Here is a 23,719-nt window from a genome sequence, read left to right as displayed (position 1 = left end):
GAAAGGTTCGCGGATGTCTGACATTAAGGTTCTCATTGTCGACGACGACCCACTCGTACTCTCGACGCTGCGAACCTATTTCAAGAAGGCACCGCATATCACCGTGGTCGATGAAGCCAGCGATGGCCACGAGGCTCTCAACATTATTGCCCGTGGTGGCGTTGACGTAGTTTTGACCGATATTCATATGCCCAACATGGACGGCGTTGAGCTACTTGAGCGCATTAAGAAGGTGGAGAATCCACCGAAATTCATCGCTATCACCTCATTTGATACCGATGAAACAATGCTGAAAATCTTGAGTCTCGGCGGAAATGGCTACATTCTCAAAACTGCCCGCCCGGAATCTGTCATTGGCACCGTTGAAGATGTCTTCCAGGGTGGCACCGTCATCTCGCCGATTTCTGCGACTCGGCTGATTAAAACTCTGCCGTCCCGCAACATTTCCTCGTACAAGATCACTCAAGCCGAGCGAGAGGTTCTCGGCCTAATCTGCCGCGGTAAGTCAAACCACGACATCGCCAAGGAACTCGGCAAGTCGCCGGGCACTATCAAGAAGCACCTCTCCAGCATGTTCAATAAGTTTGGAGCTACCTCTCGCCTGGACCTGGCGCTGAAAGCAATAGATGCGGGCTTCCACCCGCCGGCATCCGCTGCCGCAGAATAACCAGAGGCTCTGAGATTTGGCCGGGTAGCGGCTCTGAATCGAGCCTTTGCAAGCCCGAGATAGATAGCAAAAAGGGGCATATTCGCTTTCGTGAATATGCCCCTTTTACCCGTGCTGAGTGTGGAGAGAGAACTGTGTAACTACTGGATGGTCACCTCGACATGTCGCTCGCGCGGAGCCACACCGAAGTAGCTGCGCCCAATTGGCTCCCACGTCTTCGAGTTGGCGTTGCAGCGAACTGTCTGTCCGGCGAACTCGTCAACCAGGAATCCCCAGCTCAGACGACCAGTTTCACCCTTGCGCACTTCGTATGGTCCGATCTTCTGCCCGAGGCTCCAAACCATCTCTCGGGAGTATTCCCAGGAGTACTTGCGGTTGAGCTCCTTACTGACCTTCACGCTGACAGAGATATTGGTCCACCACTTCTTGGTCTTGGACTCCTTGATGGTCTGCGTCAGCGGAATCGGCTCATCACCGATGTCATTCTTCGTAGAGACAACGCCCTCAACGTCGTAGCGAGAGCCGGTGATTTCCACGAACTCAGCCACCGAACCCGGAGCTTCACAAGTGGTTCCCGGTGCCGGACCGCGGTCAACTGCCGCCGGCTTGGGCACTGGTACCCACTCCTCCGGCGCGAACGGTTCACCGGCTCCTGGATTCGGGGCGGCCACCGCTGTCGGAGCACCGAGTCCGAGCGCAAAGACCGTCGTCAAGCACATGGCGACAACACGCTTTTTCATAACTGCTCCTAGTCGTTAATCGTGGCGGATGCCGGGCCGCCGTCACCGGAGTTACCGCTGACAGGCGCCCACTGCTGACGGTGCTCGCCCTCCTTGGTGGTCTTGTGCCAGACCACGAAGCGAGTCGACGGCCCCTTGCCGTTGTACTCACCGAAGTAGGGCTCACCGCGCCACAGGCCGGTCTTCTGGTCACAGGTGCGAACACGGCCAATGAAGGACTTCATGTGCACGCCGTAGTCTGCGCGAACAGTCTCACCGGGGTTGACGGTCACCGGGCCCAGCTTGTCGCCAACCGACCACTGACTGACCTCGACGATGCCGTACTTGTTCTTCACCCCGTGGAGGAACACGTCCCACATATTTCCGGAGCTCATGGCCTTCACAGACTCGTTGACTCCCTCTGTCACCTCGAGGGTGTACTGAATAGGGCGGTCAGTGCGGTTGGTGAATGAGTTAGTGCCGTTGTAGCGGTCCCATTCGTCGGTAATCCACTGCTCCCAGGGGTGACGCTTGGCATCCTTGACCGGGTCACACTTATCCGTGTTGGTGAAACCGGTGTGGTGCTCATCTTGGTCAGGGGTCTGGGTCAGCGGGGTCGCCGCGACCTGTCCAACGATGCCTGGCGCAAGAAGACTTGCACCCATCACCGCGCAGGCCAGGGCCTTCTTTTTCACGCTCAACATGGAGAAACTTCCTTCTACTTCGAGGCTTTAGGGGCTCTGGCCGCCTTAAACGGCGTACTCCTTGACCTGCGGAGCAGCACCGTCGACGGAGCGATCAGCTTCGTTGGCGCGCATGGAAACGCGAATGTGACGCTCCTTCGGGATGGTGCCCCAGTACGGACGACCCGCGTCAATCCACTTTCCGCCCTTACAGGTCAGGTGAGTACCTTCGAAGGACTGATTCAGGAAGCCATACTCCAGAACACCGGTGTAGCCAGGCTTGACTGGGTACGGGCCGAGGGTCTGGCCAACTTCCCAGGTCTGAGTGGACTGGTAGCCGGCGCTAAAGGTGACATGGAAGAGCTTGAGCAGGTCGAAGTCGACCGAACCGCCGACGTTCCAGGACTTGGTCTTGCCCTCCTTCAGGGTCTGGGTCAGCGGCAGGTCGGTGTCGCCGTAGTTAGCGACAGTCGCAGTACCTTCGACCTCGAACTTCGAGCCGGTGATCTTCAGGGACTGGCCGGACTGGCCTTCAACGGAGCAGGTGCCACCGACGGTGCCCGGGGTAGGGGCTGGGGCAGCTTCCGCCATCGGGGCGACAGCCAGCGAGGACATGGTAACCAGGGCTGCAATGGAGCCGGAGAGCAGGGTCTTCTTCACGGCGAAATCCTTTCAGGATGTGACGAGCAACTCGTAAGGAAATACTTGAACTGACACCTGCAAAGGTAAGTCGAAATTCAGCGTTTTGTAATGGAAAATTTTCGACTGACTTTACGACGGCCGCAGCGATTATCCACATAGTAAAAATGGAATCCCACCGATTTCTGTCACGCGAAAATACGACATCTAATTGACCCTGACCAGCAATTATGGGCGCAACAATAAGATTTCGTCGATCAATTTAAACGCATTAGAACTACGCCTTTTGAACCAATTCAAAAATGCCTCGGTCGGCCACTTGGTACTAGACAATCAACATTTCGGCCACTAGCCCACCTACATAAAGACACCAGAGAGTAGCCGAATGGCCACCCCCAGGCGCGGGCAGGTAGAGAGACCTCCACACTTCACACTCTTGATTAAATAGTTATGATTTCTTTATTAATCACTGGCGAAGTCCAGCAGTCCACAAAGCCCTGACACTTTGCCGAGGCAGATATCTTTCGGAGTACTACCTAATGTTTCGACGCACTTCCGTTCTTGCTACCACCATTGCATCCGCAGCACTTTCCCTGAGCGCGCTGACCGGCGCTCCGGCCGCTACCGCAGCACCGACAGCTACAACCAGCAGCGACGACCTGCAGGTTAAGGAATACGCTCTTTCCGATACCTTCTCTTGCGACTACTACAACCTCCCGTGGTGCCGCTAAAGAGCGCTGACCCCCTACCCCTCCTCTGCCGCCCCTTCACGTGAGCGCGGCTACTTCGCGGTGCCGTCGAGCCCCTCTAGCAGTGTGGCAAAATCCGTGACATTAGTATCCACCCGCGTGTTTGTACTGCGTCGCTGGTTCGGCTCGCCAACACCCCGATTCCCCTCGCTGGCCCCGCCCGCTGAATGCTCCGCACCCTTTTCTTCAGCTTCGTTCCCAAAATCTGGACCAAAACCGACTACGGCCGAGCGAACACCGACAAGGTACTCGGCAAGCTCACGAGCTGCACGCACCACGCGATTATTCATCTCCGCGCCGGACACTCCGCCGGCGCCATTTCCGGCACCATCGCCAGCACCAAAGTCCTCAGTGGCTGCAAATACAGCAGTCGGCATAACCGTGCCGCGCAGGTAGCTAAACAGCGGACGCATCGCATACTCCAGCACCAACGAATGTCGTGCTGTGCCAGCCGTCGCAGCAATAATGACCGGCATGGAAGTCAGCGCATCCTTATCCAGGGCGTCGAAAAACATCTTGAACAACCCAGAGTAGGACGCTGCGAACACCGGGGTCGCGGCAATCAATCCATCAGCACCGCTGACAGTATCGAGGGCGGCGCGCAATTTTTCGTCGTAAAGCCCTGTGGACATCACAGTGCCGAGGCTGACAGCGAGTTCGCGCAGCTCGACGTACTCAACTTGGACCCCCTCGCCACGCTTGGAGACCTGCGCCTCGACGGCCTCCGCGATGCGGTCGGCAAGGATGCGCGTGGTTGATGGATCGGAAACACCGGCACTTACGACGACGAGCTTTTTCACTACTGATTCCTTTCAGCCGGGCGGACGAGAAGGTGCGGGGAATCTGCGCCCTCGGCAACCAGCGAGGCATGAGTCGGCGGGTCGGAAGGCACGTGCGCCGGACGGCGGCGCTCGAACTCTTCACGCAGGACCGGAACGATTTCGGTTCCCAGGATTTCAACCTGCTCCAACGCCATTTCCAGCGGCAGGCCGGCGTGATCGATAAGGAAGAGCTGACGCTGGTAGTCGCCAACGGCGTCTGCATAGCCCAGGTAACGTTCGATGATTTGCTCAGGCGTGCCGACGGTCAGTGGAGTGATGTTCTCGAATTCTTCCAGAGATGGCCCATGTCCATAGACCGGGGCATTGTCGAAGTATGGGCGGAAAATCTCCTTGGCCTTCTTCTCCGTCTCAGCGGCGAAGACCTGACCGCCAAGCCCGACGATTGCCTGATCAGCAGCACCATGACCGTAGTGCTCATAGCGCTGGCGGTAGAGGTTGACCATGGCTGTGGTGTGCTCGATATTCCAGAAAATGTGATTATGGAAGAAGCCGTCCCCATAGAAGGCGGCCTGCTCAGCAATCTCAGTGGAGCGGATTGAGCCGTGCCACACGAAAGGTGCTACACCGTCGAGCGGGCGCGGTGTGGACGTAAATGACTGCAGCGGAGTGCGGAATTGACCTTGCCAATCCACATTCTCCTCACGCCAAAGGGTGCGCAGCAGGTGATAGTTCTCGATGGCCAGCGGAATTCCCTTGCGAATATCCTTGCCAAACCACGGATAAACCGGCCCGGTGTTGCCGCGGCCCATCATGAGATCAATGCGACCTTCGGAAAGGTGCTGGAGGTAGGCGTAATCCTCGGCGATGCGCACGGGGTCGGTGGTGGTAATCAGCGTTGTCGAGGTCGACAGAATCAGATTTTCGGTCTGTGCTGCGAGGTTGGCTAATAAAATCGGCGGGTTCGCCGGTGCCACAAACGGTGGATTGTGGTGCTGGCCAGTAGCAAATACATCGAGGCCGACCTCTTCGGCCTTCTTCGCTAGCGCGACAGTTGCCTTAATTCGCTCATGTTCAGTAGGGATTTGTCCAGTCGTGGGATCTTTTGTGACGTCGCCAATTGTAAAAATTCCGAATTGCATAATTCTCAATCCTAAATAGCAGTTGTTGACATGTCAACGCCTGTTATGCTGGGCATAAGCACTTAAAACGACTCCATATGAACCGTCTCCAACCAAAGGAGCCTCGCCCAGCCATGACAAAACCCCGAACCGATCGCCCGACCGGATGTGCGCTTCTAAAAAATATTCGGCATTTTCTTTGACCTTTGTTGACACATCATCACATCTAGAGTTATCGTTGACACGTCAACACCGGAAGTTGGTTCCGGCGGACAAAAATACTTCGAAACATTCGAGATACTTTTAACTTTTAGGAGATTCACTATGGCTCTTCAGTCTGGCAACTACGTTCTTGATGCACAGCACTCCACCGTTGGATTCACCGTTCGTCACGCAATGATCACTAAGGTCCACGGTCAGTTCACTGAGTTTGAGTCCGTTATTAATTTTGATGCCGACAAGCCGGAGAATTCCACGGCAAAGGCGACCATTCAGGCGAACTCCATCAACACCAACAATGAAGAGCGCGACAACCACCTGCGCTCGAAGGACTTCTTCGGCACCGACGAAAACCCGACCTTCGAATTCGTTTCCACCGCTATCGAGCTCCAGAGCGAAGAGAAGGCCACCGTTACCGGCGACCTGACCATCAACGGCATCACCAAGCCGGTCACCCTGGATGTCGACATTTTCGGCTCCGCTGAAGACCCATGGGGTCAGACTCGCGTTGGCTTCGAGGCAGCCACCAAGATTGACCGCACCGATTTCGGCATCGATTACAACGCTCCTATTAAGACTGGCGGCCTGCTCCTTGGCAACGAGATTTCCCTGCAGATCGACGGCTCCGCAGTTAAGCAGTAACTAGCAGCCAGAACCCCAGCTGCCCGCACCCCAGTAAAGCGTCCTGCATCCTCATGCAGGGCGCTTTTGCGCAATCAATGTGCAATTAATCTGCCCCCGCTGTGAGAAAAGCATGGTGCGGGAGCAAAAAAGTGGCATGCTTAGACAGGTGAGTTCCAGTAAAGACACTTCCCAGGGCACCGAAACCACCAACGAGACAACGCAGGACGCTCAGGCTGCGCAGGCCGCTCAGGCCGAGCAGTCCCGTGCTGCCCGTGTTGCCGCCCGTCGTGGAAACATCAGGGCACCTCGCCGCACTCCACTGAAGACACTGGACCAATCCTCCAAGCTGCAGAACGTCCTCTACGACATTCGCGGTCCGGTGACTACTCTCGCCGAACAGATGGAGGCCGACGGCCACCGCATCATGATGCTCAACACCGGCAATCCGGCAAAGTTCGGCTTTGATGCACCTGACACCATCGTGCAGGACATGGTCCGCGCCCTCCCCCACGCACAGGGCTACTCCGAGTCCAAGGGTATTTACTCCGCACGCCGTGCCGTCGTCACGCGCTATGAGATGGACCCGGACTTCCCCCGTTTCGACGTCAACGACGTCTGGCTGGGCAACGGCGTCTCCGAGCTGATTTCCATCACCACGCAGGCGCTGCTCAACGAGGGCGATGAGGTCCTCATTCCAGCTCCGGATTACCCGCTCTGGACTGCAGCAACCACCCTCGCCGGCGGCAAGGCCGTCCACTACACGTGTGATGAGGAGAATAACTGGGCCCCGGATGTCGAAGACATTCGCTCGAAGGTGACGGATCGCACGAAGGCGATTGTCATCATCAACCCGAACAATCCGACCGGCGCGGTCTACACACGCCAGACACTCGAAGCCATCGTCGATATCGCTCGTGAGCACTCACTCCTGCTGCTTTCCGACGAAATCTACGACCGCATCCTCTACGACGATGCAGAGCACATTTCCACTGCCTCCTTGGCCCCGGATTTGCTCTGTATCACCTTCAACGGCCTGTCCAAGACCTACCGTGTGGCCGGCTACCGCGCTGGCTGGATGGTGCTGACTGGCCCGAAGCGCCACGCAGAGGGCTTTATCGAGGGCATCAACTTGCTGGCCAGCACCCGTCTGTGCCCGAATGTTCCTGCTCAACACGGCATTCAGGTGGCACTTGGCGGTTACCAGTCCATCGAGGACTTGATCTTGCCAGGCGGTCGCCTTCTGGAGCAGCGCAATGTCGCCTACGAGGGACTGACCTCAATTCCGGGCGTGAGCTGTGTAAAGCCGATGGGCGCCATGTACGCATTCCCGAAGCTGGATCCGAACGTCTACGAAATTCACGATGACGAAAAGCTGATGCTCGACATCCTGCGTGAAGAGAAGATCCTGATGGTCGGCGGCTCTGGCTTCAACTACCCGACGCCGGATCACTTCCGAATTGTCACCCTGCCGTGGGCACGCGACCTGAAGGAAGCTATCGAGCGCCTGGGCAACTTCCTGGTCAGCTACAAGCAATAGCAGTACTTAAGGTTGCGCACGCTACTGGTTCTACCCTTCTCACATATCGATGCGCTATTCACTTATGGCCGCACTGGAGCGCATCGATGAGTGAGTATTGCATCGATAGGTGGGCCATAGCGCTGATGACTACGGCCCGGCGCGCCGGAATGGCGGTACGCCTTCCGGTGCTGGTGCAGCGATTAGGTTATTAAGGGTGGGCAGGCATTCAAAAGATTCAATGAACTCTGACAACCAGCAACCTTTTCGCGTTGCTCCGGGTTCCGACATAGGTGCGCATCTCGACGTACTGAAGAACTCGAACAGCGGCTCCCCTACCGGCCGGTTCCGGGCTGTCAATACCGCGAATCAACCCAACTCTGCAACCTCGGCTGCCCCAGCACGACATGCAGAACCAGCCGCACATTCAAAACCAGCACCGGTACGGCAAAACGAACCTGCACAAGCCAAACCAAAACCAACGAAACCGCGGCACAACCCCACAAGAGCACGTCGCTTACTGGCCACAGTTCTTACAGTTGCCGGCATTGTCACTTTCCTCGCAGTGATTGGGCTCTGGCCATCGGGTGAAGCTCCGAGCCCAGGGCCGGGATTCCTGCAGTCACAGACGTCAGCTGCAGAGACGGTTAAGGGAACCGTCGTAAAGCAGAGCGTCGGCGCGTGCAATTCGCCTGACAACGGACGCGTCTTCGACGACCAGCCGCGTCCAGGGCTGACGGCTTCGCTCAACGACCCCGCGGCGCCGAAGTGCCAGCTCTCGGTCATTGAGCTGACCTCGGGTCCAGACGAGGGCAAGAAGACGCTTCTGGAGGCATCCGGCCTTCCCGGCGAGATTGAGCTGGAGGAGGGCGACAAGGTCGTCCTGGCAATTCACCGTCCAAACGCGGCCGGTACCGGAGCTGTCGACAATGGTGCCGTGCCGGATTCGGGGTTGATGACACCGGCTCCCGGCGTTGTTCCCGCGCCTGCCCCTGAGGGCGCAGAGGGTGAGCCTGCTCCTGATGCAGAGGCTCCGGCACCAGCTCCAGCCCCGGAGCAGGAACCAGCACCTGAATCCGACGCAGAGGCCCCCGCTGCCCCCGCTGCCCCTGCTCCCGAGGCTCCCGAGACTCCTGCCACCGACACTAATGTCGTCGACCTCGCGCCTCATCAGGTTGTCGACACCGCTAGCATCGGGAACACCTACACCTTCCTGGACATGGATCGCACCACGACGATCTGGTTGTGGCTCGGCGCAGCGGTGCTGCTCATCATCCTCGTCGGCATGACTCGCGGGGTCTTGAGCCTCATTGGTCTTGGCATCACGCTGGCCGCAGTGATGGGATTCCTGGTTCCGGCACTGCTACGCGGTGGCGATCCTGTGGCCTTAGCCATCACGGCGGGCGCGGCGATCCTCTTCCCGGTGCTCTTCCTCGTACATGGCATCAATTGGAAGTCAGCTTCCGCACTGGCGGGAACACTCACCACGATGGTGTTGGCGGCGGGCCTGGCCAACCTCGCAATCTCCACGTCACAGCTACGTGGTCTCGGCAACGAGGACAACCTGCTCATTCAGCTTTACCTGCCTGACGTCTCCGTCACAGGTCTGCTTCTGGCGGGATTCATCATCGGCGCGTTGGGCGTGCTTAACGACGTCACCATCGCCCAGGCCTCGACCGTCCAGGAGCTTTACGAAGCAGCTCCGCGGTCGCGGCCTATGGAGGTCTTCCGCTCGGCAATGCGCGTCGGTCGCGATCACATCGCGTCGATGGTCTACACACTGGTACTGGCGTACCTCGGCACCGCACTACCGCTATCGATTTTGTTAAGCGTCTCCGACCGGCCGCTGATGCAGTCGTTGACCTCCGATGTCGTGGCCACAGAGCTGCTGCGTTCCACCATCGGTGCGGTGGCTTTGGTACTCGCAGTGCCGATTACCACCCTCATCGCCGCCTATACCGTGGCCCCGGAGGGTATGAAGTTTCCGAAGCGCTCGAGGGCGGCTAGCATTTAGCCGCGGCCGAGGCAGGTGACATCCCAGCCTGCGGCACGCCACTGGTCGGCTGGCAGGCAGTTGCGGCCGTCGAGCACTGCTGCGCGTTTGACCAGCTTCTTCGCAGCCACCGGGTCGATGTCGCGGAACTGCTGCCACTCGGTGGCGACGACAACCATCTCCGAGCCTTCCAGAGCTGCTTCGATGCTCGGTGCGTACTCCAAGGTCGGGAAATTCTTCTTGGCGTTCTCCATGGCCTGCGGGTCATAAACACTCACCGAAGCGCCTGCCAACGACAGCGAACCGGCAATCGACAGCGCCGGGGAGTCACGCACATCGTCAGAGTTCGGCTTGAAAGCCGCACCCAGCACGGTCACGGTGTGGCCGAGCAGCGAGCCGCCGAAGCTACCACGCACCAGGTCAACGGTCTTTTCACGGCGACGCATGTTAATCGCATCGACCTCACGCAGGAAGGTCAGCGCCTGGTCAACGCCCAGCTCACCGGCGCGGGCCATGAATGCGCGGATATCCTTCGGCAGGCAACCGCCGCCGAAGCCCAGACCCGCGTTGAGGAAGCGGCGACCAATTCGGGCGTCCATACCGATGGCGTCGGCAAGCGTAGTGATATCCGCACCTGTGACCTCACAGATTTCAGAGACCGCGTTGATGAAGGAAATCTTGGTGGCGAGGAATGCGTTCGCCGACACCTTCACCAGCTCTGCGGTGGCAGTGTCCGCGACGATAAGCGGCGTCTCGCGCTCGAAGATAGGACCGAAGCACTCGCGCAGGCTGTCCTCAGCGATTGACTCGACCTCCTGACCCGCACCATTGAGGATCATGCCCGGCTTCTGGGTGCCCAGCACCACACGGTCCGGCTCGAGAGTGTCCTTTACTGCGAAGCCCTCACGCAGGAACTCCGGGTTCCAGGCGATTTCGAGGCTGGTGTTCTTCAACTGCTCATCACCAGCTGCTGCGCGCTCACTGATCATCTTCGCAGCCAGCTCCTGCAGGCGCGGTGCGGTACCGACGGGCACAGTGGACTTACCAAACACTAAATGCTTGCCGACGACGCGCTTAGCCAATTCGGTAATAGCTGCGTCCACATAGCGAACATCGGCGGCGTACGAGCCCTTAACCTGCGGAGTTCCGACACCTACGAAGTGGACGTTCGCAAATTCAACGGCTTCGTCGTAGTTAGTGGTGAAACGTAGTCGCCCCGACTCAACGTGCTTCTTTAGCAGTTCGGGCAAGCCGGGTTCAAAGAAAGGAACTTGACCTGCGGACAATGCCTCAATCTTGGCGGGATCAACATCTACGCCGAGAACCTCGTGACCCAACTCCGCCATCGCCGCAGCATGAGTGGCACCAAGGTAGCCCGTACCAATAACCGTAATACGCATAAGGGCTATTATTTATCGAAAGATAAAAGGCCTTCAAGCCGATTTAACCCTTAAATGGTGTAAACTAAAGGCCCATATTTAAAGCTTTGACCTGCAGAAACTCTTTATTGAACACTTGTTTACGTTTCTTCACCGAGAATTCACTCGAGGCTATTCACAATTCATTTATGCCCCGAGTTCCCAATGCCTTATTCCTCATCGCGGAAGTTGAGGTATGCACGCGAAGGCGTCGGGCCTCGCTGCCCTTGATACTTCGAACCGAGCTTGCCAGAACCGTAAGGCACCTCTGCCGGCGAGGACATCTTGAACAGTGCCAGCTGACCGACCTTCATGTTCGGCCACAGTGCAATGGGCAAGTTTGCGACGTTGGATAGCTCCAGCGTGATGTGGCCTGAAAAGCCTGGGTCAATAAAGCCGGCGGTTGAGTGCGTTGCCAGGCCCAGACGCCCCAGTGAAGACTTACCTTCCAGACGGCCTGCCAAGTTTGGCGGAATAGTGAAGTATTCCAAAGTCGATGCCAGGACGAACTCACCCGGGTGAAGAATGAAGGGCTGCCCTTCCGGAACCTCGTGCGGGGATGTCAGCTCTTCCTGCGGCAACTTCGGATCGATATGCGTGTACTGCGAGTTATTAAAAACTCGGAAAAACTTATCCAGACGCACGTCGATAGACGAAGGCTGAATCATCTTCGGGTCGAAAGGATCAATGCCGAGGTGGTCGGAGCCTTCGGCATCGATAGCGGCACGAATATCACGATCTGAGAGCAACACATAGACCAGCTTAACCGCTCTGTAATGCACAGCGTGTGTCGGTTGCAGGATAAACCCCACTAAATTCAGTGGAACGGCTGCCAACCAATTTTTTCGACGCGAATCGAGAGTGCTACATTGAAGTTACAGAGGGCGACTGATTGCCTGCATGTCACATCTACTGTGCCAATCTCGTGGCGTGCTTTTAATCATTCCGCCTACTGTGTGCCGATGTAGTTCAATGGTAGAACTCCTGCTTCCCAAGCAGGCGGCGCGGGTTCGATTCCCGTCATCGGCTCCACTATGACGTCGAAAATGATAAGTAGGCGTTTGCGTTAGCAGGCGTTGATTTGGTCGAGGCGGACGCTATGGTCGGCGACCTCGGTAACGAGTTCAGCGTCGTGGGTGATGACAATGACGACGGCACCAGTGTCAGCGAGTTTACGCATTACCCGGGAAATCGCGACAAGGTGCTTGTAGCCAACACCGGACGTGGGCTCGTCGAAGATGTAAACTTTCTTGTTCGCAGCAAGCGCTGTAGCAATAACCAGGCGTTGGCGTTGCCCGCCAGAGAGTGCTTGGGGATGATCAGCCTCGTGGTCGGCAAGGTCGAGTTCTTCAAGGATCGCGTGGGCATCGATGCGTTGCTTTTCGGCTTTGGTCGTGCCGAGCGTGACTTCGTCAATGACTGTGTCCGAGAACAACTGTCGGGTAGGGTCTTGCATCACAAGGTAGGAGTCACGGCTGGTGAATTTCTGTCCATTGAGTGTGATGGATGTATGCTTGGCCTTTTCAAGTCCGCAGACGATCCGTGCCAGTGTTGATTTGCCCGACCCGCACGGGCCCAACAGTGCAGTGATTTTCCCTTCCGGGAAGAGCACATGGTCGATGTTGAGGACTGTGTTTCCGTGGCGGTAGGCGAAGGTGAGGTTGTCGATCGTGAGCCCATCTCCTGCCGGTTGCGGTAGCCGCGGCATGGGCACGGGCACAAGGGATCGCAGTCCAAGCTGTTTGCGCTCCTCATCCGAGGTAGCGTAGAACTCTTCGCCGGTTGCGGTGAGGGCGATATTGCCTTTGTCGAAGCAGTAGACGCGGTCGACAATCCCGGCGAGGAAACTCAGCCGGTGTTCAGCGATGATGATGGTGTGCCCGTCTTTTTTGAGCCGGGCGATGAGCGTGGCGAGTTGGTCGATAACGTCAGCGGACAAGTTCGCGGTCGGCTCGTCAAAGACGATCAGCGACGTGTTGTTGCACATGGCGACGGCGCAGGCCACGCGTTGCATCTGCCCACCCGACAGTTGTGTGACGCGGGATTCCAACTGGTCGGCGATACCTAACTCGGCGGCAACCTCGTCAATGCGGGCACTAATCTCCTGCGGGTCGCGGCCGAGATTTTCTGGGCCGAAGGCGAGTTCTTGGCGCACGTGAGTGGTGTAGAACTGGGTGCGCGGGTTTTGAAACACTGTCGAACAGTGGTGGGCAAGCTCTGATAGATCTACTCGTGCCACGTCAATGTCGTCGACTGTGACGCTTCCGGTAAGGTCGCCGTCGTGGAAGTGCGGGATCAGCCCGTTAAACAGCCGTAGCGCGGTAGTTTTCCCTGACCCAGACGCGCCGCACAGCAAGGTGACGGTTCCAGGTGTGATGGTGATGGTTGCGTCTGTGATTGAGGGGTGGTCTGCTCCCCGATAGGTGAAGGTGACGCCGGTGGCTTGGGCTGTTGTCATAGGGTGATTCTCCATATCGCGAAGCCGATAACGATGAGCAGAATGACCGCGTCGACCACCCGGAATTTCACGACCGTGACTGAGGTAGGCTTTGCGGTTCCGCCCAGTCCGCGTACAAGGGCAGCAGATGCCAGTTCGTCCCCGCTTCGCACCACGGTCGATAGCAGCGGGATCGTGAAGTACTGGGCCGCGCGCAGGGAAAGCGCGGACATCCCGCGAAGCTTCATCGCATCTGAGATCGCTTTAACCTCGTGGCCGATCACGGGCAGCACCCGTAACGCGACTGAGATAGGGATCGTCAAACAAGTCGGGATTCGTGAGCTGGCTAGTGCTTTTTGCAAGGTGGCAGGTCGGATTACACCGATCGCGTATGCGCCCATGCCTGCGCTGACGCTGAATCGCCACATCCACTGCAGAAACAGCACGAGGAATGCGCTGGCTGTTGATTTCCAGACCAGGGGTATCACATAAACGAGCCCACCGAGGACCGCAAACGTGGCCAGGTAGACGGCCACCCAGCTCGGGCGCACGAGCGTGTTGGGGTTGATCGAGGCGCTCGCCAGCATCACGGCAGCGAATCCGCCCAGAGCACACACGAACCACGGCGAGTAGGAACTGTAGATCGTGGTGGAGACGATGACGAGCGCTACGATAATCGTGCGCGGGTCGGGAAGTTTAGACAAGACCGGCCCGTTCAAAGTGTTTGCGCGCGACCCTGGTTCCCAACAGACCAGCAAGCCAGCCAACGATGAGCATCACGACGAAGAAGCCCAACAGAATCGGGATAGTGACAACCTGGGCCATCTTCGCGGCATACTCGGCGCCCATTTGTTCGGCGATCTGCGACATATATGCCTCTTGGTTCATAAATAGCGGCATCCACGGTGACACGTAGATCGGCAGAATAAACAGTGCGTATGCCAGCGGAACGCGAACCTTCACGCTCTTCGGCCCCTTGGTGATGACTAGGTCGGCGAGCAGGCCGAATACAGCGGCGATCGCGATGCCGCCCACCCAGTGGCCGGTCACGAAGAAGAGGATTTCGATGAGGATCAGCATGATGGTCAATGCCCCCATCTTCGGAGTGCGTGCTGTGAACAGCGCAAAGACGATGCCGTTAACGAGGATAGAAAGCAAGAAGCCGGCATACATGGCGACGGGGATGAACCCGAGCATTCCGAATGCAAACACGATGACGAACATCAAGGCAGTGAAGACGCCGATGTTGATGAAGTCGCGCGTGTTGAGGCGCGAGGATGTGCGTGTGGACATAGTTTTTCCTTTTATGTGCTGATATGCGCTGTGTTTAGACGAGTTGCCATCCGCCTGCGTTGATGCGCTCTTGCCAGAAATCGCGGTATTGACCCGGCTGGTTGACCAGCTCGTCGTGAGGCCCGCGCTGGGCGATACGCCCACCGTGGGAGAGCACAATAATTTGGTCAGCTTGGCGAATGGTTTCCAGTTTGTGGGCGATCACGATCAGCGTGGAGTGCTTGCGTAGCTCGTTCATCGCCGCAACAATGTTGGCTTCATTTTCCGCGTCCAATGCGCTGGTGGCCTCATCGAACAGCACGATCGGGGCCTTCTTCACCAAGGCGCGAGCGATGGACACTCGTTGGCGTTCCCCACCTGACAGTGCACGCCCGCCAGCGCCCGCCAATGAATTCCAGCCATCTGGGAGGCGGTTGACGATTTCCGTCACGCCCGACAGGTCAGCGGCCCACCTGATTTCTTCATCGGTAGCTTCTGGGTTGCCAAGGCGAATGTTGGCCTCAAGCGTGTCATTGAATAAGTAGACGTCTTGGAAGACCAGGGATATCTGGCGCATCAAATCTTCGGTGGTCTGCTCACGCACATCAACCCCGCCAACGCGCACGCTGCCGGACTGCACATCCCAGAAACGTGCAACCAACCGGGCGATCGTCGTCTTCCCGCACCCAGATGGACCAACCAGGGCACACATGCCGCCTTGCGGGACATAGAAGGAAAAATCACGGAGAACCGGGGTGTCCGGATCGTAGCCGAAGGTCACATCATCGAAGCGAACATCACCAGGAGCGCTCACCGGTGTGGAGGTGACAGGTTCGGACAGTTCGGGAGCGTCCATGACCTTGTCGACGTGGTTCATCTGCTGGCGGCGTTCTTCCAGCCCAGATATATTTCCGCCAATGTCTTGGAGCATGGTGGTGAACCGCAGGCACATGCCGATTGTCACCAAGGCGTTCAGCGCATTCATCTGCCCGCCGAGGGTGAGTTGGGCGGTGAGCCAGATCATCACCACAATGAGCGCTTGGACGAACATCCCATTAATCAGGTTCGCTAGTGTTTCGAACCACAATGCTTTGCGGCCCTTGCGGTCAGCCTGGTCGAAAGCCTGATCAAGGGCCGGGTAGTCGTCGGCGACGTGACAGGAACGCAATGCACCTTGGCAGGTGGCGAATTCGACCATGCGAGCCGCCAACTCTGACTCGGCTGGTTCGGAAACCTTCTTGCCCTTATCGAGAAGCACACGGGAGATATGGAGGAAGGCAAGCATGATCGGGAACGCGATCGTCAAGGTCAGTCCCAGCCGCCAATCCCAGAACCAGGTTCCCACAGTGACTACGAGCACGGCTGAGAGTTTTTGGACGAGGGAGAAAATGAAATGTGCCGCCGACTCGCCCAAGTCCATCATTTCCTTGGTGACCATGCGCGACAGTCGGCCAGAGCTACCCGAATCGAACACTCCCAGTGGTAGGCGGGCTACTTTGTTACCTACTGCCTGGTGGACGTCGTGAATGAATCCAAGCGCGCCGATATAGCCGGTGCGCATGCCATAAAACTCCGTGCCCACGCCCAGCACCGCGAACACCGCCAAGGCGATGAGCCAGCCCCAAAACGACAGCCCCCACACCGGCATTCCGGTCGCCAAGGCGCTTGCTGCAGGGAGTAGCGCGAGCAGGGCAAAGCCGTGACACAGTCCTGAGACCGCACCCCACGCTTGACCGACCGAGAGGTCTCGCCACGAGGTGGGTTCCATCAAACGCTTAAAGCGTGGCAGCAATAGTTGATTCATCGTTTCATCTCCTCGCATGCACCTTGGGCAAGAAGTGCCTGATAGTGCGCATTACCCAACAGCTCGTCGTGTTTACCGACCACAGCAATGCCCCCGCGTTCCATGACGACAATTTGGTCTGCCCCTCTGATCGAGGCCAGTCGGTGGGCGATCACAATCACGGTTCTGCCTTTGGCAAGAGTCGAGAGAGCTTGTTGGATTTTCGATTCCGATTCCGGGTCCGCCATCGCCGTCGCCTCGTCCAGCACCAACACTGGGGCATCAACCATGAGCGCCCGGGCGATCGCGATACGGGCTGCCTGCCCGCCCGAAACGTGGGTGTCCTCCCCCAACACAGTGTCGTAACCATCGGGCAGGCTCATGATGAACTCGTCGATCTGCGCTGCTCTCGCTGCCTGCCGCACCTGCTCCAAGGTTGCGTCTCGCGCGCCCAGGGCAATGTTGTTGTGGATGGTGTCGCGAATAAGCTGTGCATCTTGCAGGACGAATGCGACCGTCGAATACAACACATCCTGGGAAATGCTCTTTAGATCAACCCCGCCGATGGTGATCGTGCCAGCGTCCGGGTCATCGAAGCGGGCAATTAAACTCGCCAACGTCGACTTCCCCGCACCCGACGGGCCAACCAGCGCGGTCACCGTGCCTGCCGGAATGCTCAGGCTCACCTCGTCTAATGCCTGGGTGTCGTCATAGGCATACGACACACCCCGAATCTCGATATCATGACCGTGTGGTGTCTGTGGCGCATCGGGCTGACTCAACGCCGGTAGCTCCATGACATTCACCAGCCGTACTGCCGCTGAACCTGCGAGCTGATAAGACCAGGCGATGGTTGCGACTGCCATCAACGCTCCCGGCAGCACCAAGGCGATCAACGTCGTCGTTATCACCTCGTAGATGCTCACCCAACCGGCGTTCATCATCAACGCGCCACCGCCAAGGTTCACGATCAACAGCACCGGGATCGACACCCACGAAAATGAGGCGACCGACATCGACACCAGCGGCATACACCACGCCCGGTAGAACTTAGAAAACTCGTTAGCTGCATCTAAATAGGCTTTATGTGCTTGGCCGACCTTGCCGAACGCTTTCACCACTGAGATACCGGCAACGAACTCGGCCATCGTTGCCGAAACCTGAGCGAGCTTGGTGTCCATTTCCGCGGTCTTCTCATTCATCCCTCGCATCGACATGCCATACATGCCCACATAAACCGGAATCGTTGCAATCGACAGCAGAGCGAGCCGCCAATCCACCACGAACGCATAGGCCAACAAGGCGAGCGGGGAGACGATTGCGTTCAGTTTCTCGATCGGCCCGTGTGCGATCACTGTGTGCACCGTGGCCGTATCATCCTGAATGGTCTTGCGGATCTTCCCTTCGCCCTCGCGGGTAAACCACGACAGCGGAGCAGTCGACATTCGGGCGGCAATTTGCCGACGCATCTGATTACGCAACGACAGGTCAATAAAATGCGTCACGCCCAACGCAACAAAATACAAAGTCAACCGCGCCATGTAAGCAGAAACAAGGAGCATCACGATCCAGTTCACCCGCGCCGGGTCCACCCGGTCTTGCATCAGCGCAGCTCCCAGCTCCACCAAAGCCACATAGGGTGCGATAGCCAACACCCCAGAGGCGAACGTTAAGGCCTGCGCGATAAACAGTTTGCCTTTCACCGGCTGCGATAGCTGACGGATCGCGTTCTGGCCAGCGACTGATTTTTCCTTCGCCGACCCATACTCGCCTTCAACAACCTGATCCGTTGCACTTTCGTTCACGTAAGCACCATCCTTCTTAGGCATGCCTAACCTTACTATATTTCTGGGAGGTGTGTCTACTGTGCACGTCAACTGATACGAACATCACCCTTTCAGGGCAATCCTCACCTGTTCACCGGTGCGGAACACGAACCGGATCGCGTCCTCGGTGACAATGGCGTGGTCGATAAGTGCGCTCCATTGTGCGGGGTGAAACTCGCTCACAGGTTCCCCTGTCAGATCATTCAGGGTTGTGGTGATGGCGGCGTGCTTGGCGGTGTTCGCTGCGATATCTTTTTCCAGGCTTGTTCTACGTGCGAGCGTCTTACGGTAGGTAGTATCGAGTTCGGCGTACGCGGATTGGCAGGCGTCCTGGTCGAGCGCACACCGCTGGTTTTCCGCAATCAGCGCTTCGATCTGCTCGTCTTTCACCGTCGCGCTGCTGCAGGGATGTTCGTCTGTGTATTTATGGTTGCATTGCCAAACTGCGTCTTTGCATTTCGTGTTCGACGCCCACGTTTTACGCCCATACCACGCCCCACACCGAGCACATTCCAGCCGGGTGGAGAACAACCCGACTTTCGCTGACTATATGTTGCCATGCCTGGTGGCGAGTTCGTATTGCATCTGATCCCAGATACGCGGTTCGGTAATCGGCTCATGATTACCTGATACATAGTATTGGGGTACTTCGCCTTCGTTGACCTTCATCTTCTTAGTAAGGAAATCGGTGGTGAACGTCTTTTGCAGCAGGGCGTCGTCCTTGTATTTTTCGTTGGACAGGATGGAGCACACTGTCGAGGTTGACCACACTTCTTTCCCGCGCGGGGTGAGAATCTTGCGGGCAGCGAGCTCGGTTTTAATCTCACTGATCGCTATCCCATCAAGGAACAGCTGGTAGATCAACCGCACGGTCGGAGCCTGCGTCTCGTCGATGACGAGGCTTCCACCCTCGCCTTTCTTATATCCGAGTAGCACCAATTACCCATAATCCCCACGCCGACTCCCGTTTCGGAGGAGTTGGCGTGGGGCTTTTACGTGGTCGCGGTTTACGAGGATGGCGACGGCGCGGTGTACCTCAGCCACCGCAACACGGCTTTGACACGACGGTTGTTATCTTCCGGTTGGAAGCCAAGCTTCAAGAACACATTCGCCACATGTTTACTCACTGCACCAGCGGTTAGCACCAGGCGCTTTTCCATTTCCTTATTACTGAGCCCCTGCGCCATCAGGTCGAGCACTTCGCGCTCGCGCGGGGTCAGCGCAGCGATCCCGTCCTGCTTTGCAGTAAGCAGAGTCGCAACCACCTCAGGGTCAACTACGGTACCGCCACTTCGTACCTCTTCCAGTGCTGAGACAAAGTGCTCGACATCCGAGACACGTTCTTTCAGCAGGTACCCAAAGCCACCATGCTGCAGCAGGCGATCCAGGTAACTGGCCGCCACGTATTGACTGAGTACCACAACCGGCTGGTCAGGGTTGTCCTGGCGAAGTGTGGAGACCGCGAGCAGTCCGTCGTCACGCATGTTCGGCGGCATCCGAACATCGGTGACGATGACATCGAACGCTTGCTCTTCGGCGGTGGCGAGCAGCTGATCTGCATCGCCGACGGCGACGACCTCGTGCCCCAGCGCTCGCAGCAGACCGGTCAGCCCCTCGCGCAGGAGTACGGAGTCCTCTGCCAGCAGTACTTTCATCGTGTCCTTCCTTGGCGAACGGGCAGTTCCAGCCGCAATTCGGCACCACTATCTGCGTTGGCGAGCGATACGGTTCCGCCGAGCGCTGCCGCCCGTTCGCGCAGGCCCGCAATGCCGGTTCCACTGTCATGCTTTACGACGTCTACAGCGTCTGCACTCGTTGGTTTTTCCAGGCCTTCGCCATTGTCGCGCACAGTGACCGTAAGCGTACCCAGATGGGACACGAGCGCCTTCTTCGGAGTCTGAACCGCGAGAGTGATATCAGCTCGATCGGCATGGCCATGCTTGGTGGCGTTGGTCAGCCCCTCCGCTGCGCAGTGGTAAGCGAGCAGCGCTGTGGTTTCATCAATCGGGCCGAAGTCGGAGACACCGTCCTCACGAACAGAAACCTCCATGCCAGAGTGCGCTGCCAATTCCTCTACTGCTGCGACTAGGCCATTTTCGAAAAGCACTGGCGGGGCAACGCCAAGCACCACGGAGCGCAGCTGCGCAAGAGCCTGCGTTGCATTGCGGTCGGCGGCGGAGAGTGCCTCGGCTACTTCTTCTTCAGTCTTACCCATGCGAGCAGCAGCGATGTTGAGTTTCAAGGCGGTCAGGTGTTGCTGTGGACCGTCGTGAAGCTCGCGCTCAATGCGACGGCGCTCGCCTGAGAAAGAGTCGATGAGCACATCGCGGGACTGGCTGACTTCCTCACTGGATGGTGCGAGGATGACGCGAGAGAGCCAAATGGACAGCAGGCCAGCACCGAGGTTGATGGCGATGGTCAGCACCAAAAAGACGATGGCGAAAACCCAGGCAACCCCGATTTTCTGTGTGGGGTCAGTCAGAGTCCAGCTGAAAAACTGCACTTCATCAACCAGGAATGGTGCAGCGAAGAGCACTCCGACAGTGAACCCGCCGCCGACCCACGCTGTGAAGGTGACAAAGCCAATGGCCAACTGCACGAGCAGGTTGACGAAGTTGCGGATGTCGAACCAGCGATTGGTCACGCGGTTGGCGATTGGGGTGCCGGACCACGATGCTGCCCACCGGGAGAGCCAATCGGCACCGCGGCCAATGAGCGGAATCCAGGGCAGAAGAAAAGCGGAGACAATCAATCCCGGAATGAACAGCAGTCCGAGAATAAAACTCCAGGCCAGCGCGATTAAATTCTTTTTCTTTGTCATAGTTTCAAAGCTAAGTTGGCCCGTGTCCAAATACAGTGGAGCTAACTCCCCTAAATTCAGTCGAGCTGAATACGTCCCGGCTTCTTTTCGCCGATACCACGGTCGGCCAGTTCGTCATCAATGTACGTTGGCCGACCGACAATCAACCCAAGCACTGCTAGCACCACCGTGGTGCCAAGCAGCACGACCAGAATCGGTGTCCATGTTTCCGCGGTTCCGGCGGCCACGCCTACCAGGAAGGGGCCGACTGCGGAGAAGATGTAGCCGATTGGCTGCACGAAGCCGGACAGTCGCGCGGTCAGCTCGTGGCTGCGCGTGCGGCCCGGAATCAGTGCGATGGCCATGGGGAAACAAAAACCACCCACACCCAGCAGGAACGCAGCCCCAATCGCGTATCCAGCACCAGTTTCCGCCGTTCCCCGCTGGTCAATCAAAATCATCAACACATAGCCGAGGAAGAAAAGGCAGCCGAGACCAAAGGCGACGTAGGACATGGTGCGGAGCCGTGCAATCAGCGGCGGCATCAGCAAACCGCCGATGATGCCCAGCCCTTGAACAATCATGGACGCTGCAGTGGCTATGTTTACGCTGATGCCTGCGTCGATAAGCATTTTCGGCATCCAGCCCATGAGCACGTAGGCGTTCATCGACTGCACGCCGAAGAAAACTGCCAGCGCAATGGCTGTCGGTGACTTCCAGATTGGTGTGCTTGCCGAGGCACTGACCGGCGCCTTCGGGTAGTCGAATCCGATGCGTGCACACAGCGGCAACCACACGACGAGCTGCACCAGGGCGGTGATTGCCCATGCGGCAAGCGCCCAGCGCCACATTTCGATACCACCTGCAGATGTCTCGGGAGAATCGCTAATCAAAAATGCCGTCGCCGGCCCCAGTCCACCGCCGAGGGCAAGCATGCTGGAGTACAGCATCATCAGCACGACCGTTTGGCGACCGCCGTGCACCTTAATCCACGCAGGTAGCAGCACATTTCCCAGTGCAATGCCCGCAACCGACAACGCGGTAAACAACAGGAATAGCCAGATGCTGCTCACCCACGGGCGCACCGCAAGGCCGACGAATAGCAACGTCGCAGACAGTGTAAGCGCGCCGCTTAAGCCCATCCGCTTGCCGACGGACACCGCGGACAACCCAATCGCGAAAAACGCGAGCCCCGGAATGGCCGTAATCAGACCACCAAAGGCGGAGGATGCGCCGAGGTCGGAGAGGAGCTGATCGAGCACCGGACCAATCGACGCAATACTCGGGCGCAAGTTCAGCGCCGCAACGATTACGGCGATAACAAGAACGGGAACGCTGAGCGCGATGACATTCTTCGAGGCCCCAGAAGCTTTTGGTTGAGGTTGCCCTGGATTTTGTTCTGCTGCCATAACAATGGACGTTACCGCTTCCTGTTAATGACTCTCTAGCTGATTCAAGCCGCTCGTTCGGAGTAGCTTTAAAGATTGACGTACTCGATGTCGCTGTTGTCCTATCCTGGATTACAGCGACATCTCTTTTTCTGTATCTATTGACAGTTTTTCGGCTATCTCTGACGTAAGGATTGAACTCGAAAATGGTTGAACCGATTTCTGATTCCATGCTCATTGCCTACGACGGCTCCGACGAAGCCAAGCGGGCGCTGGCCTACGCCGGAAAACTGCTGCGCGTTAAGAAGGCCTACATTCTGACGGCCTGGGAGCCTCTACAGCGTGCTGCAGCACGCACTGCTGGCGCCTCTGGCATGATGCAGCCCGACTGGGACGCCACTACTGAAGACGGCGATCCCGCTCACGACGAGGCCGTCCGTATTTGCCGTGAGGGTGTGCAGATTGCCGCTGAGGCCGGCTTCGTCGCGGAGCCCTACTTGGTAGAGACTGAAACTACTATCTGGTCGGCCATCGTCGATGCAGCTCACGACCTCGATGCGGGCGTGATTATCTCCGGCACTCGCGGTGTGACTGGCTTGCGTGGTCTGTTTACCGCCTCGACCTCTGACGCGTTGCTGAAGAATGCTGGCCGCCCGGTCCTCGTCGTTCCCGGGGAAAAGGAATAATTTCTAGAAAATTTTTAAAAACTTACTTAGCTGATAGAAAATGGGTTAATCTCTCAACTAAGAAACTCAATGACCGCTGAAACCACCCAAAATTCAAGGCAGGGAGAGATTCCCAGCTGTTTCACTGGTTTACAGATGTCACAGAGTGTAGTTTTATAAACAGTATTGACTTAATGCACACGAGGAGTCCTCAACATGGCATACGAAACTGATTCCGAGCAGCGTCGTAGCGTTGGCCCTGCCCTGGCCTCGGCGCTCATTGGCGCCCTTCTCGGTGGTGCCGCTATCTTCGGCATCGGCCAGGCTCTGACCGAAGACCGAATTCCGGAAGCACAGGCTGTTTCCACCGATGACGCTCTGCTTGGCGGTGTCGAGTACGGTCAGCGTTAAGTCTTTAACG

The 23,719-nt window shown here is 57.6% G+C and carries 24 protein-coding genes and 1 tRNA gene; 8 read left to right on the top strand and 17 right to left on the bottom strand.

All coding sequences use genetic code 11. The annotated features are described in order from the left end of the window. Positions 1 to 13 precede the first annotated feature (13 nt). Positions 14 to 667: a response regulator transcription factor gene (locus HMPREF2787_RS06625; protein ID WP_016421571.1), complete on the top strand. Its 654-nt coding sequence runs from the start codon at positions 14 to 16 to the stop codon at positions 665 to 667. 140 nt (positions 668 to 807) lie between these two features. On the opposite strand, the gene HMPREF2787_RS06620 is transcribed toward HMPREF2787_RS06625, so the two are convergent. From HMPREF2787_RS06620 to HMPREF2787_RS06610, 3 genes are read right to left on the bottom strand one after another with little or no spacing between them, the layout of a single operon-like run. Beyond that, the gene (locus HMPREF2787_RS06620; protein ID WP_005511781.1) at positions 808 to 1,407 is read right to left on the bottom strand and encodes a hypothetical protein; all 600 of its coding nucleotides are present in this window, start codon (positions 1,405 to 1,407) and stop codon (positions 808 to 810) included. Positions 1,408 to 1,415: 8 nt separating this feature from the next. Next, positions 1,416 to 2,090, bottom strand: a complete 675-nt coding sequence (locus HMPREF2787_RS06615) for a hypothetical protein (protein WP_070595699.1) — start codon at positions 2,088 to 2,090, stop codon at positions 1,416 to 1,418. A gap of 45 nt (positions 2,091 to 2,135) precedes the next feature. Then, positions 2,136 to 2,729 carry a hypothetical protein gene (locus HMPREF2787_RS06610; protein ID WP_016421574.1) on the bottom strand — a complete coding sequence of 198 codons (594 nt, stop codon included), beginning with the start codon at positions 2,727 to 2,729 and terminating at the stop codon, positions 2,136 to 2,138. Positions 2,730 to 3,247: 518 nt separating this feature from the next. On the opposite strand from HMPREF2787_RS06610, the gene HMPREF2787_RS06605 reads away from it, so the two are divergent. After that, positions 3,248 to 3,439: a hypothetical protein gene (locus HMPREF2787_RS06605; protein WP_049191052.1), complete on the top strand. Its 192-nt coding sequence runs from the start codon at positions 3,248 to 3,250 to the stop codon at positions 3,437 to 3,439. Between the two features lie 50 nt (positions 3,440 to 3,489). Here HMPREF2787_RS06605 and HMPREF2787_RS06600 read toward each other — a convergent pair whose 3' ends face one another. Together HMPREF2787_RS06600 and HMPREF2787_RS06595 are read right to left on the bottom strand one after the other, a co-directional pair. Next, positions 3,490 to 4,257: an FMN reductase gene (locus HMPREF2787_RS06600; protein ID WP_049171746.1), complete on the bottom strand. Its 768-nt coding sequence runs from the start codon at positions 4,255 to 4,257 to the stop codon at positions 3,490 to 3,492. Beyond that, positions 4,257 to 5,378 (bottom strand): CE1758 family FMN-dependent luciferase-like monooxygenase, encoded by a 1,122-nt coding sequence (locus HMPREF2787_RS06595; protein WP_049171747.1) that lies wholly within the window; start codon positions 5,376 to 5,378, stop codon positions 4,257 to 4,259. Before HMPREF2787_RS06595 ends, HMPREF2787_RS06600 begins: the two co-directional genes overlap by 1 nt. Positions 5,379 to 5,681: 303 nt before the next feature. Between HMPREF2787_RS06595 and HMPREF2787_RS06590 the strand changes: the two genes are divergently transcribed. The 3 genes from HMPREF2787_RS06590 (at position 5,682) to HMPREF2787_RS06580 (ending at position 9,730) form a co-directional block, all read left to right on the top strand. Beyond that, positions 5,682 to 6,218: a YceI family protein gene (locus HMPREF2787_RS06590; protein ID WP_016421578.1), complete on the top strand. Its 537-nt coding sequence runs from the start codon at positions 5,682 to 5,684 to the stop codon at positions 6,216 to 6,218. Between the two features lie 148 nt (positions 6,219 to 6,366). Then, the gene (locus tag HMPREF2787_RS06585) at positions 6,367 to 7,737 is read left to right on the top strand and encodes a pyridoxal phosphate-dependent aminotransferase (protein WP_370449407.1); all 1,371 of its coding nucleotides are present in this window, start codon (positions 6,367 to 6,369) and stop codon (positions 7,735 to 7,737) included. A gap of 544 nt (positions 7,738 to 8,281) precedes the next feature. Further along, the gene (locus HMPREF2787_RS06580) at positions 8,282 to 9,730 is read left to right on the top strand and encodes a YibE/F family protein (RefSeq protein ID WP_070858840.1); all 1,449 of its coding nucleotides are present in this window, start codon (positions 8,282 to 8,284) and stop codon (positions 9,728 to 9,730) included. Here the strand turns inward: HMPREF2787_RS06580 and HMPREF2787_RS06575 are convergent. Both HMPREF2787_RS06575 and dcd read right to left on the bottom strand, forming a co-directional pair. Further along, positions 9,727 to 11,109: a UDP-glucose dehydrogenase family protein gene (locus HMPREF2787_RS06575; RefSeq protein ID WP_070858839.1), complete on the bottom strand. Its 1,383-nt coding sequence runs from the start codon at positions 11,107 to 11,109 to the stop codon at positions 9,727 to 9,729. The genes HMPREF2787_RS06580 and HMPREF2787_RS06575 overlap by 4 nt on opposite strands. Positions 11,110 to 11,297: 188 nt before the next feature. Then, positions 11,298 to 11,879, bottom strand: a complete 582-nt coding sequence (gene dcd / locus HMPREF2787_RS06570; protein WP_042388964.1) for a dCTP deaminase — start codon at positions 11,877 to 11,879, stop codon at positions 11,298 to 11,300. A 206-nt stretch (positions 11,880 to 12,085) separates the two neighbouring features. Between dcd and HMPREF2787_RS06565 the strand changes: the two genes are divergently transcribed. Beyond that, a tRNA-Gly gene (locus HMPREF2787_RS06565) sits at positions 12,086 to 12,159 on the top strand. A 34-nt stretch (positions 12,160 to 12,193) separates the two neighbouring features. Here the strand turns inward: HMPREF2787_RS06565 and HMPREF2787_RS06560 are convergent. From HMPREF2787_RS06560 to HMPREF2787_RS06515, 10 genes are all read right to left on the bottom strand, one after another. Next, positions 12,194 to 13,585 carry an ABC transporter ATP-binding protein gene (locus HMPREF2787_RS06560; protein WP_070642676.1) on the bottom strand — a complete coding sequence of 464 codons (1,392 nt, stop codon included), beginning with the start codon at positions 13,583 to 13,585 and terminating at the stop codon, positions 12,194 to 12,196. Then, entirely contained in the window at positions 13,582 to 14,268 is a 687-nt protein-coding gene (locus tag HMPREF2787_RS06555) for an energy-coupling factor transporter transmembrane component T family protein (RefSeq protein WP_070429406.1), read from the bottom strand. Before HMPREF2787_RS06555 ends, HMPREF2787_RS06560 begins: the two co-directional genes overlap by 4 nt. After that, entirely contained in the window at positions 14,261 to 14,857 is a 597-nt protein-coding gene (locus HMPREF2787_RS06550; RefSeq protein ID WP_016421585.1) for an MptD family putative ECF transporter S component, read from the bottom strand. Before HMPREF2787_RS06550 ends, HMPREF2787_RS06555 begins: the two co-directional genes overlap by 8 nt. Positions 14,858 to 14,891: 34 nt before the next feature. Continuing rightward, positions 14,892 to 16,640: an ABC transporter ATP-binding protein gene (locus tag HMPREF2787_RS06545; RefSeq protein WP_070858837.1), complete on the bottom strand. Its 1,749-nt coding sequence runs from the start codon at positions 16,638 to 16,640 to the stop codon at positions 14,892 to 14,894. Next, entirely contained in the window at positions 16,637 to 18,424 is a 1,788-nt protein-coding gene (locus HMPREF2787_RS06540) for an ABC transporter ATP-binding protein (RefSeq protein WP_070429427.1), read from the bottom strand. Before HMPREF2787_RS06540 ends, HMPREF2787_RS06545 begins: the two co-directional genes overlap by 4 nt. Before the next feature lie 84 nt (positions 18,425 to 18,508). Further along, entirely contained in the window at positions 18,509 to 18,976 is a 468-nt protein-coding gene (locus HMPREF2787_RS11270; RefSeq protein WP_224433374.1) for a recombinase zinc ribbon domain-containing protein, read from the bottom strand. Positions 18,977 to 18,991: 15 nt separating this feature from the next. Then, on the bottom strand, positions 18,992 to 19,381 hold the full coding sequence (locus HMPREF2787_RS11260) for a recombinase family protein (RefSeq protein WP_070429408.1): 390 nt from the start codon (positions 19,379 to 19,381) through the stop codon (positions 18,992 to 18,994). Between the two features lie 71 nt (positions 19,382 to 19,452). Beyond that, positions 19,453 to 20,100: a response regulator transcription factor gene (locus HMPREF2787_RS06525; protein ID WP_070858835.1), complete on the bottom strand. Its 648-nt coding sequence runs from the start codon at positions 20,098 to 20,100 to the stop codon at positions 19,453 to 19,455. Then, a complete protein-coding gene (locus HMPREF2787_RS06520; protein ID WP_070858833.1) occupies positions 20,097 to 21,266 on the bottom strand; it encodes a sensor histidine kinase in 1,170 nt (389 codons plus the stop codon). Before HMPREF2787_RS06520 ends, HMPREF2787_RS06525 begins: the two co-directional genes overlap by 4 nt. A 56-nt stretch (positions 21,267 to 21,322) precedes the next feature. After that, the gene (locus tag HMPREF2787_RS06515) at positions 21,323 to 22,654 is read right to left on the bottom strand and encodes an MFS transporter (protein ID WP_083326669.1); all 1,332 of its coding nucleotides are present in this window, start codon (positions 22,652 to 22,654) and stop codon (positions 21,323 to 21,325) included. Positions 22,655 to 22,839: 185 nt separating this feature from the next. On the opposite strand from HMPREF2787_RS06515, the gene HMPREF2787_RS06510 reads away from it, so the two are divergent. Both HMPREF2787_RS06510 and HMPREF2787_RS06505 read left to right on the top strand, forming a co-directional pair. Then, entirely contained in the window at positions 22,840 to 23,319 is a 480-nt protein-coding gene (locus tag HMPREF2787_RS06510) for a universal stress protein (protein ID WP_005510532.1), read from the top strand. 195 nt (positions 23,320 to 23,514) lie between these two features. Then, the gene (locus HMPREF2787_RS06505) at positions 23,515 to 23,709 is read left to right on the top strand and encodes a DUF2613 domain-containing protein (RefSeq protein ID WP_005510537.1); all 195 of its coding nucleotides are present in this window, start codon (positions 23,515 to 23,517) and stop codon (positions 23,707 to 23,709) included. The last annotated feature ends 10 nt before the right edge of the window (positions 23,710 to 23,719 follow it).

Origin of the sequence: Corynebacterium sp. HMSC061H03, from assembly GCF_001838215.1 — a bacterium.
GTDB classification, from domain to species: Bacteria; Actinomycetota; Actinomycetes; order Mycobacteriales; family Mycobacteriaceae; genus Corynebacterium; species Corynebacterium jeikeium_D.
The sequence above is the reverse complement of the archived record's forward strand: the minus strand, read 5'-3'. Positions and strand labels throughout refer to the sequence as shown.

What these genes read in the sequence shown, in the direction of transcription:
- HMPREF2787_RS06625 (WP_016421571.1), top strand. Translation starts at nt 14, where the DNA reads ATGTCTGACATTAAGGTTCTCATTGTCGACGACGACCCACTCGTACTC.
- HMPREF2787_RS06620 (WP_005511781.1), bottom strand. Translation starts at nt 1,407, where the DNA reads ATGAAAAAGCGTGTTGTCGCCATGTGCTTGACGACGGTCTTTGCGCTC.
- HMPREF2787_RS06615 (WP_070595699.1), bottom strand. Translation starts at nt 2,090, where the DNA reads ATGTTGAGCGTGAAAAAGAAGGCCCTGGCCTGCGCGGTGATGGGTGCA.
- HMPREF2787_RS06605 (WP_049191052.1), top strand. Translation starts at nt 3,248, where the DNA reads ATGTTTCGACGCACTTCCGTTCTTGCTACCACCATTGCATCCGCAGCA.
- HMPREF2787_RS06595 (WP_049171747.1), bottom strand. Translation starts at nt 5,378, where the DNA reads ATGCAATTCGGAATTTTTACAATTGGCGACGTCACAAAAGATCCCACG.
- HMPREF2787_RS06590 (WP_016421578.1), top strand. Translation starts at nt 5,682, where the DNA reads ATGGCTCTTCAGTCTGGCAACTACGTTCTTGATGCACAGCACTCCACC.
- HMPREF2787_RS06575 (WP_070858839.1), bottom strand. Translation starts at nt 11,109, where the DNA reads ATGCGTATTACGGTTATTGGTACGGGCTACCTTGGTGCCACTCATGCT.
- HMPREF2787_RS06560 (WP_070642676.1), bottom strand. Translation starts at nt 13,585, where the DNA reads ATGACAACAGCCCAAGCCACCGGCGTCACCTTCACCTATCGGGGAGCA.
- HMPREF2787_RS06550 (WP_016421585.1), bottom strand. Translation starts at nt 14,857, where the DNA reads ATGTCCACACGCACATCCTCGCGCCTCAACACGCGCGACTTCATCAAC.
- HMPREF2787_RS06545 (WP_070858837.1), bottom strand. Translation starts at nt 16,640, where the DNA reads ATGAATCAACTATTGCTGCCACGCTTTAAGCGTTTGATGGAACCCACC.
- HMPREF2787_RS06525 (WP_070858835.1), bottom strand. Translation starts at nt 20,100, where the DNA reads ATGAAAGTACTGCTGGCAGAGGACTCCGTACTCCTGCGCGAGGGGCTG.
- HMPREF2787_RS06520 (WP_070858833.1), bottom strand. Translation starts at nt 21,266, where the DNA reads ATGACAAAGAAAAAGAATTTAATCGCGCTGGCCTGGAGTTTTATTCTC.
- HMPREF2787_RS06515 (WP_083326669.1), bottom strand. Translation starts at nt 22,654, where the DNA reads ATGGCAGCAGAACAAAATCCAGGGCAACCTCAACCAAAAGCTTCTGGG.
- HMPREF2787_RS06510 (WP_005510532.1), top strand. Translation starts at nt 22,840, where the DNA reads ATGGTTGAACCGATTTCTGATTCCATGCTCATTGCCTACGACGGCTCC.
- HMPREF2787_RS06505 (WP_005510537.1), top strand. Translation starts at nt 23,515, where the DNA reads ATGGCATACGAAACTGATTCCGAGCAGCGTCGTAGCGTTGGCCCTGCC.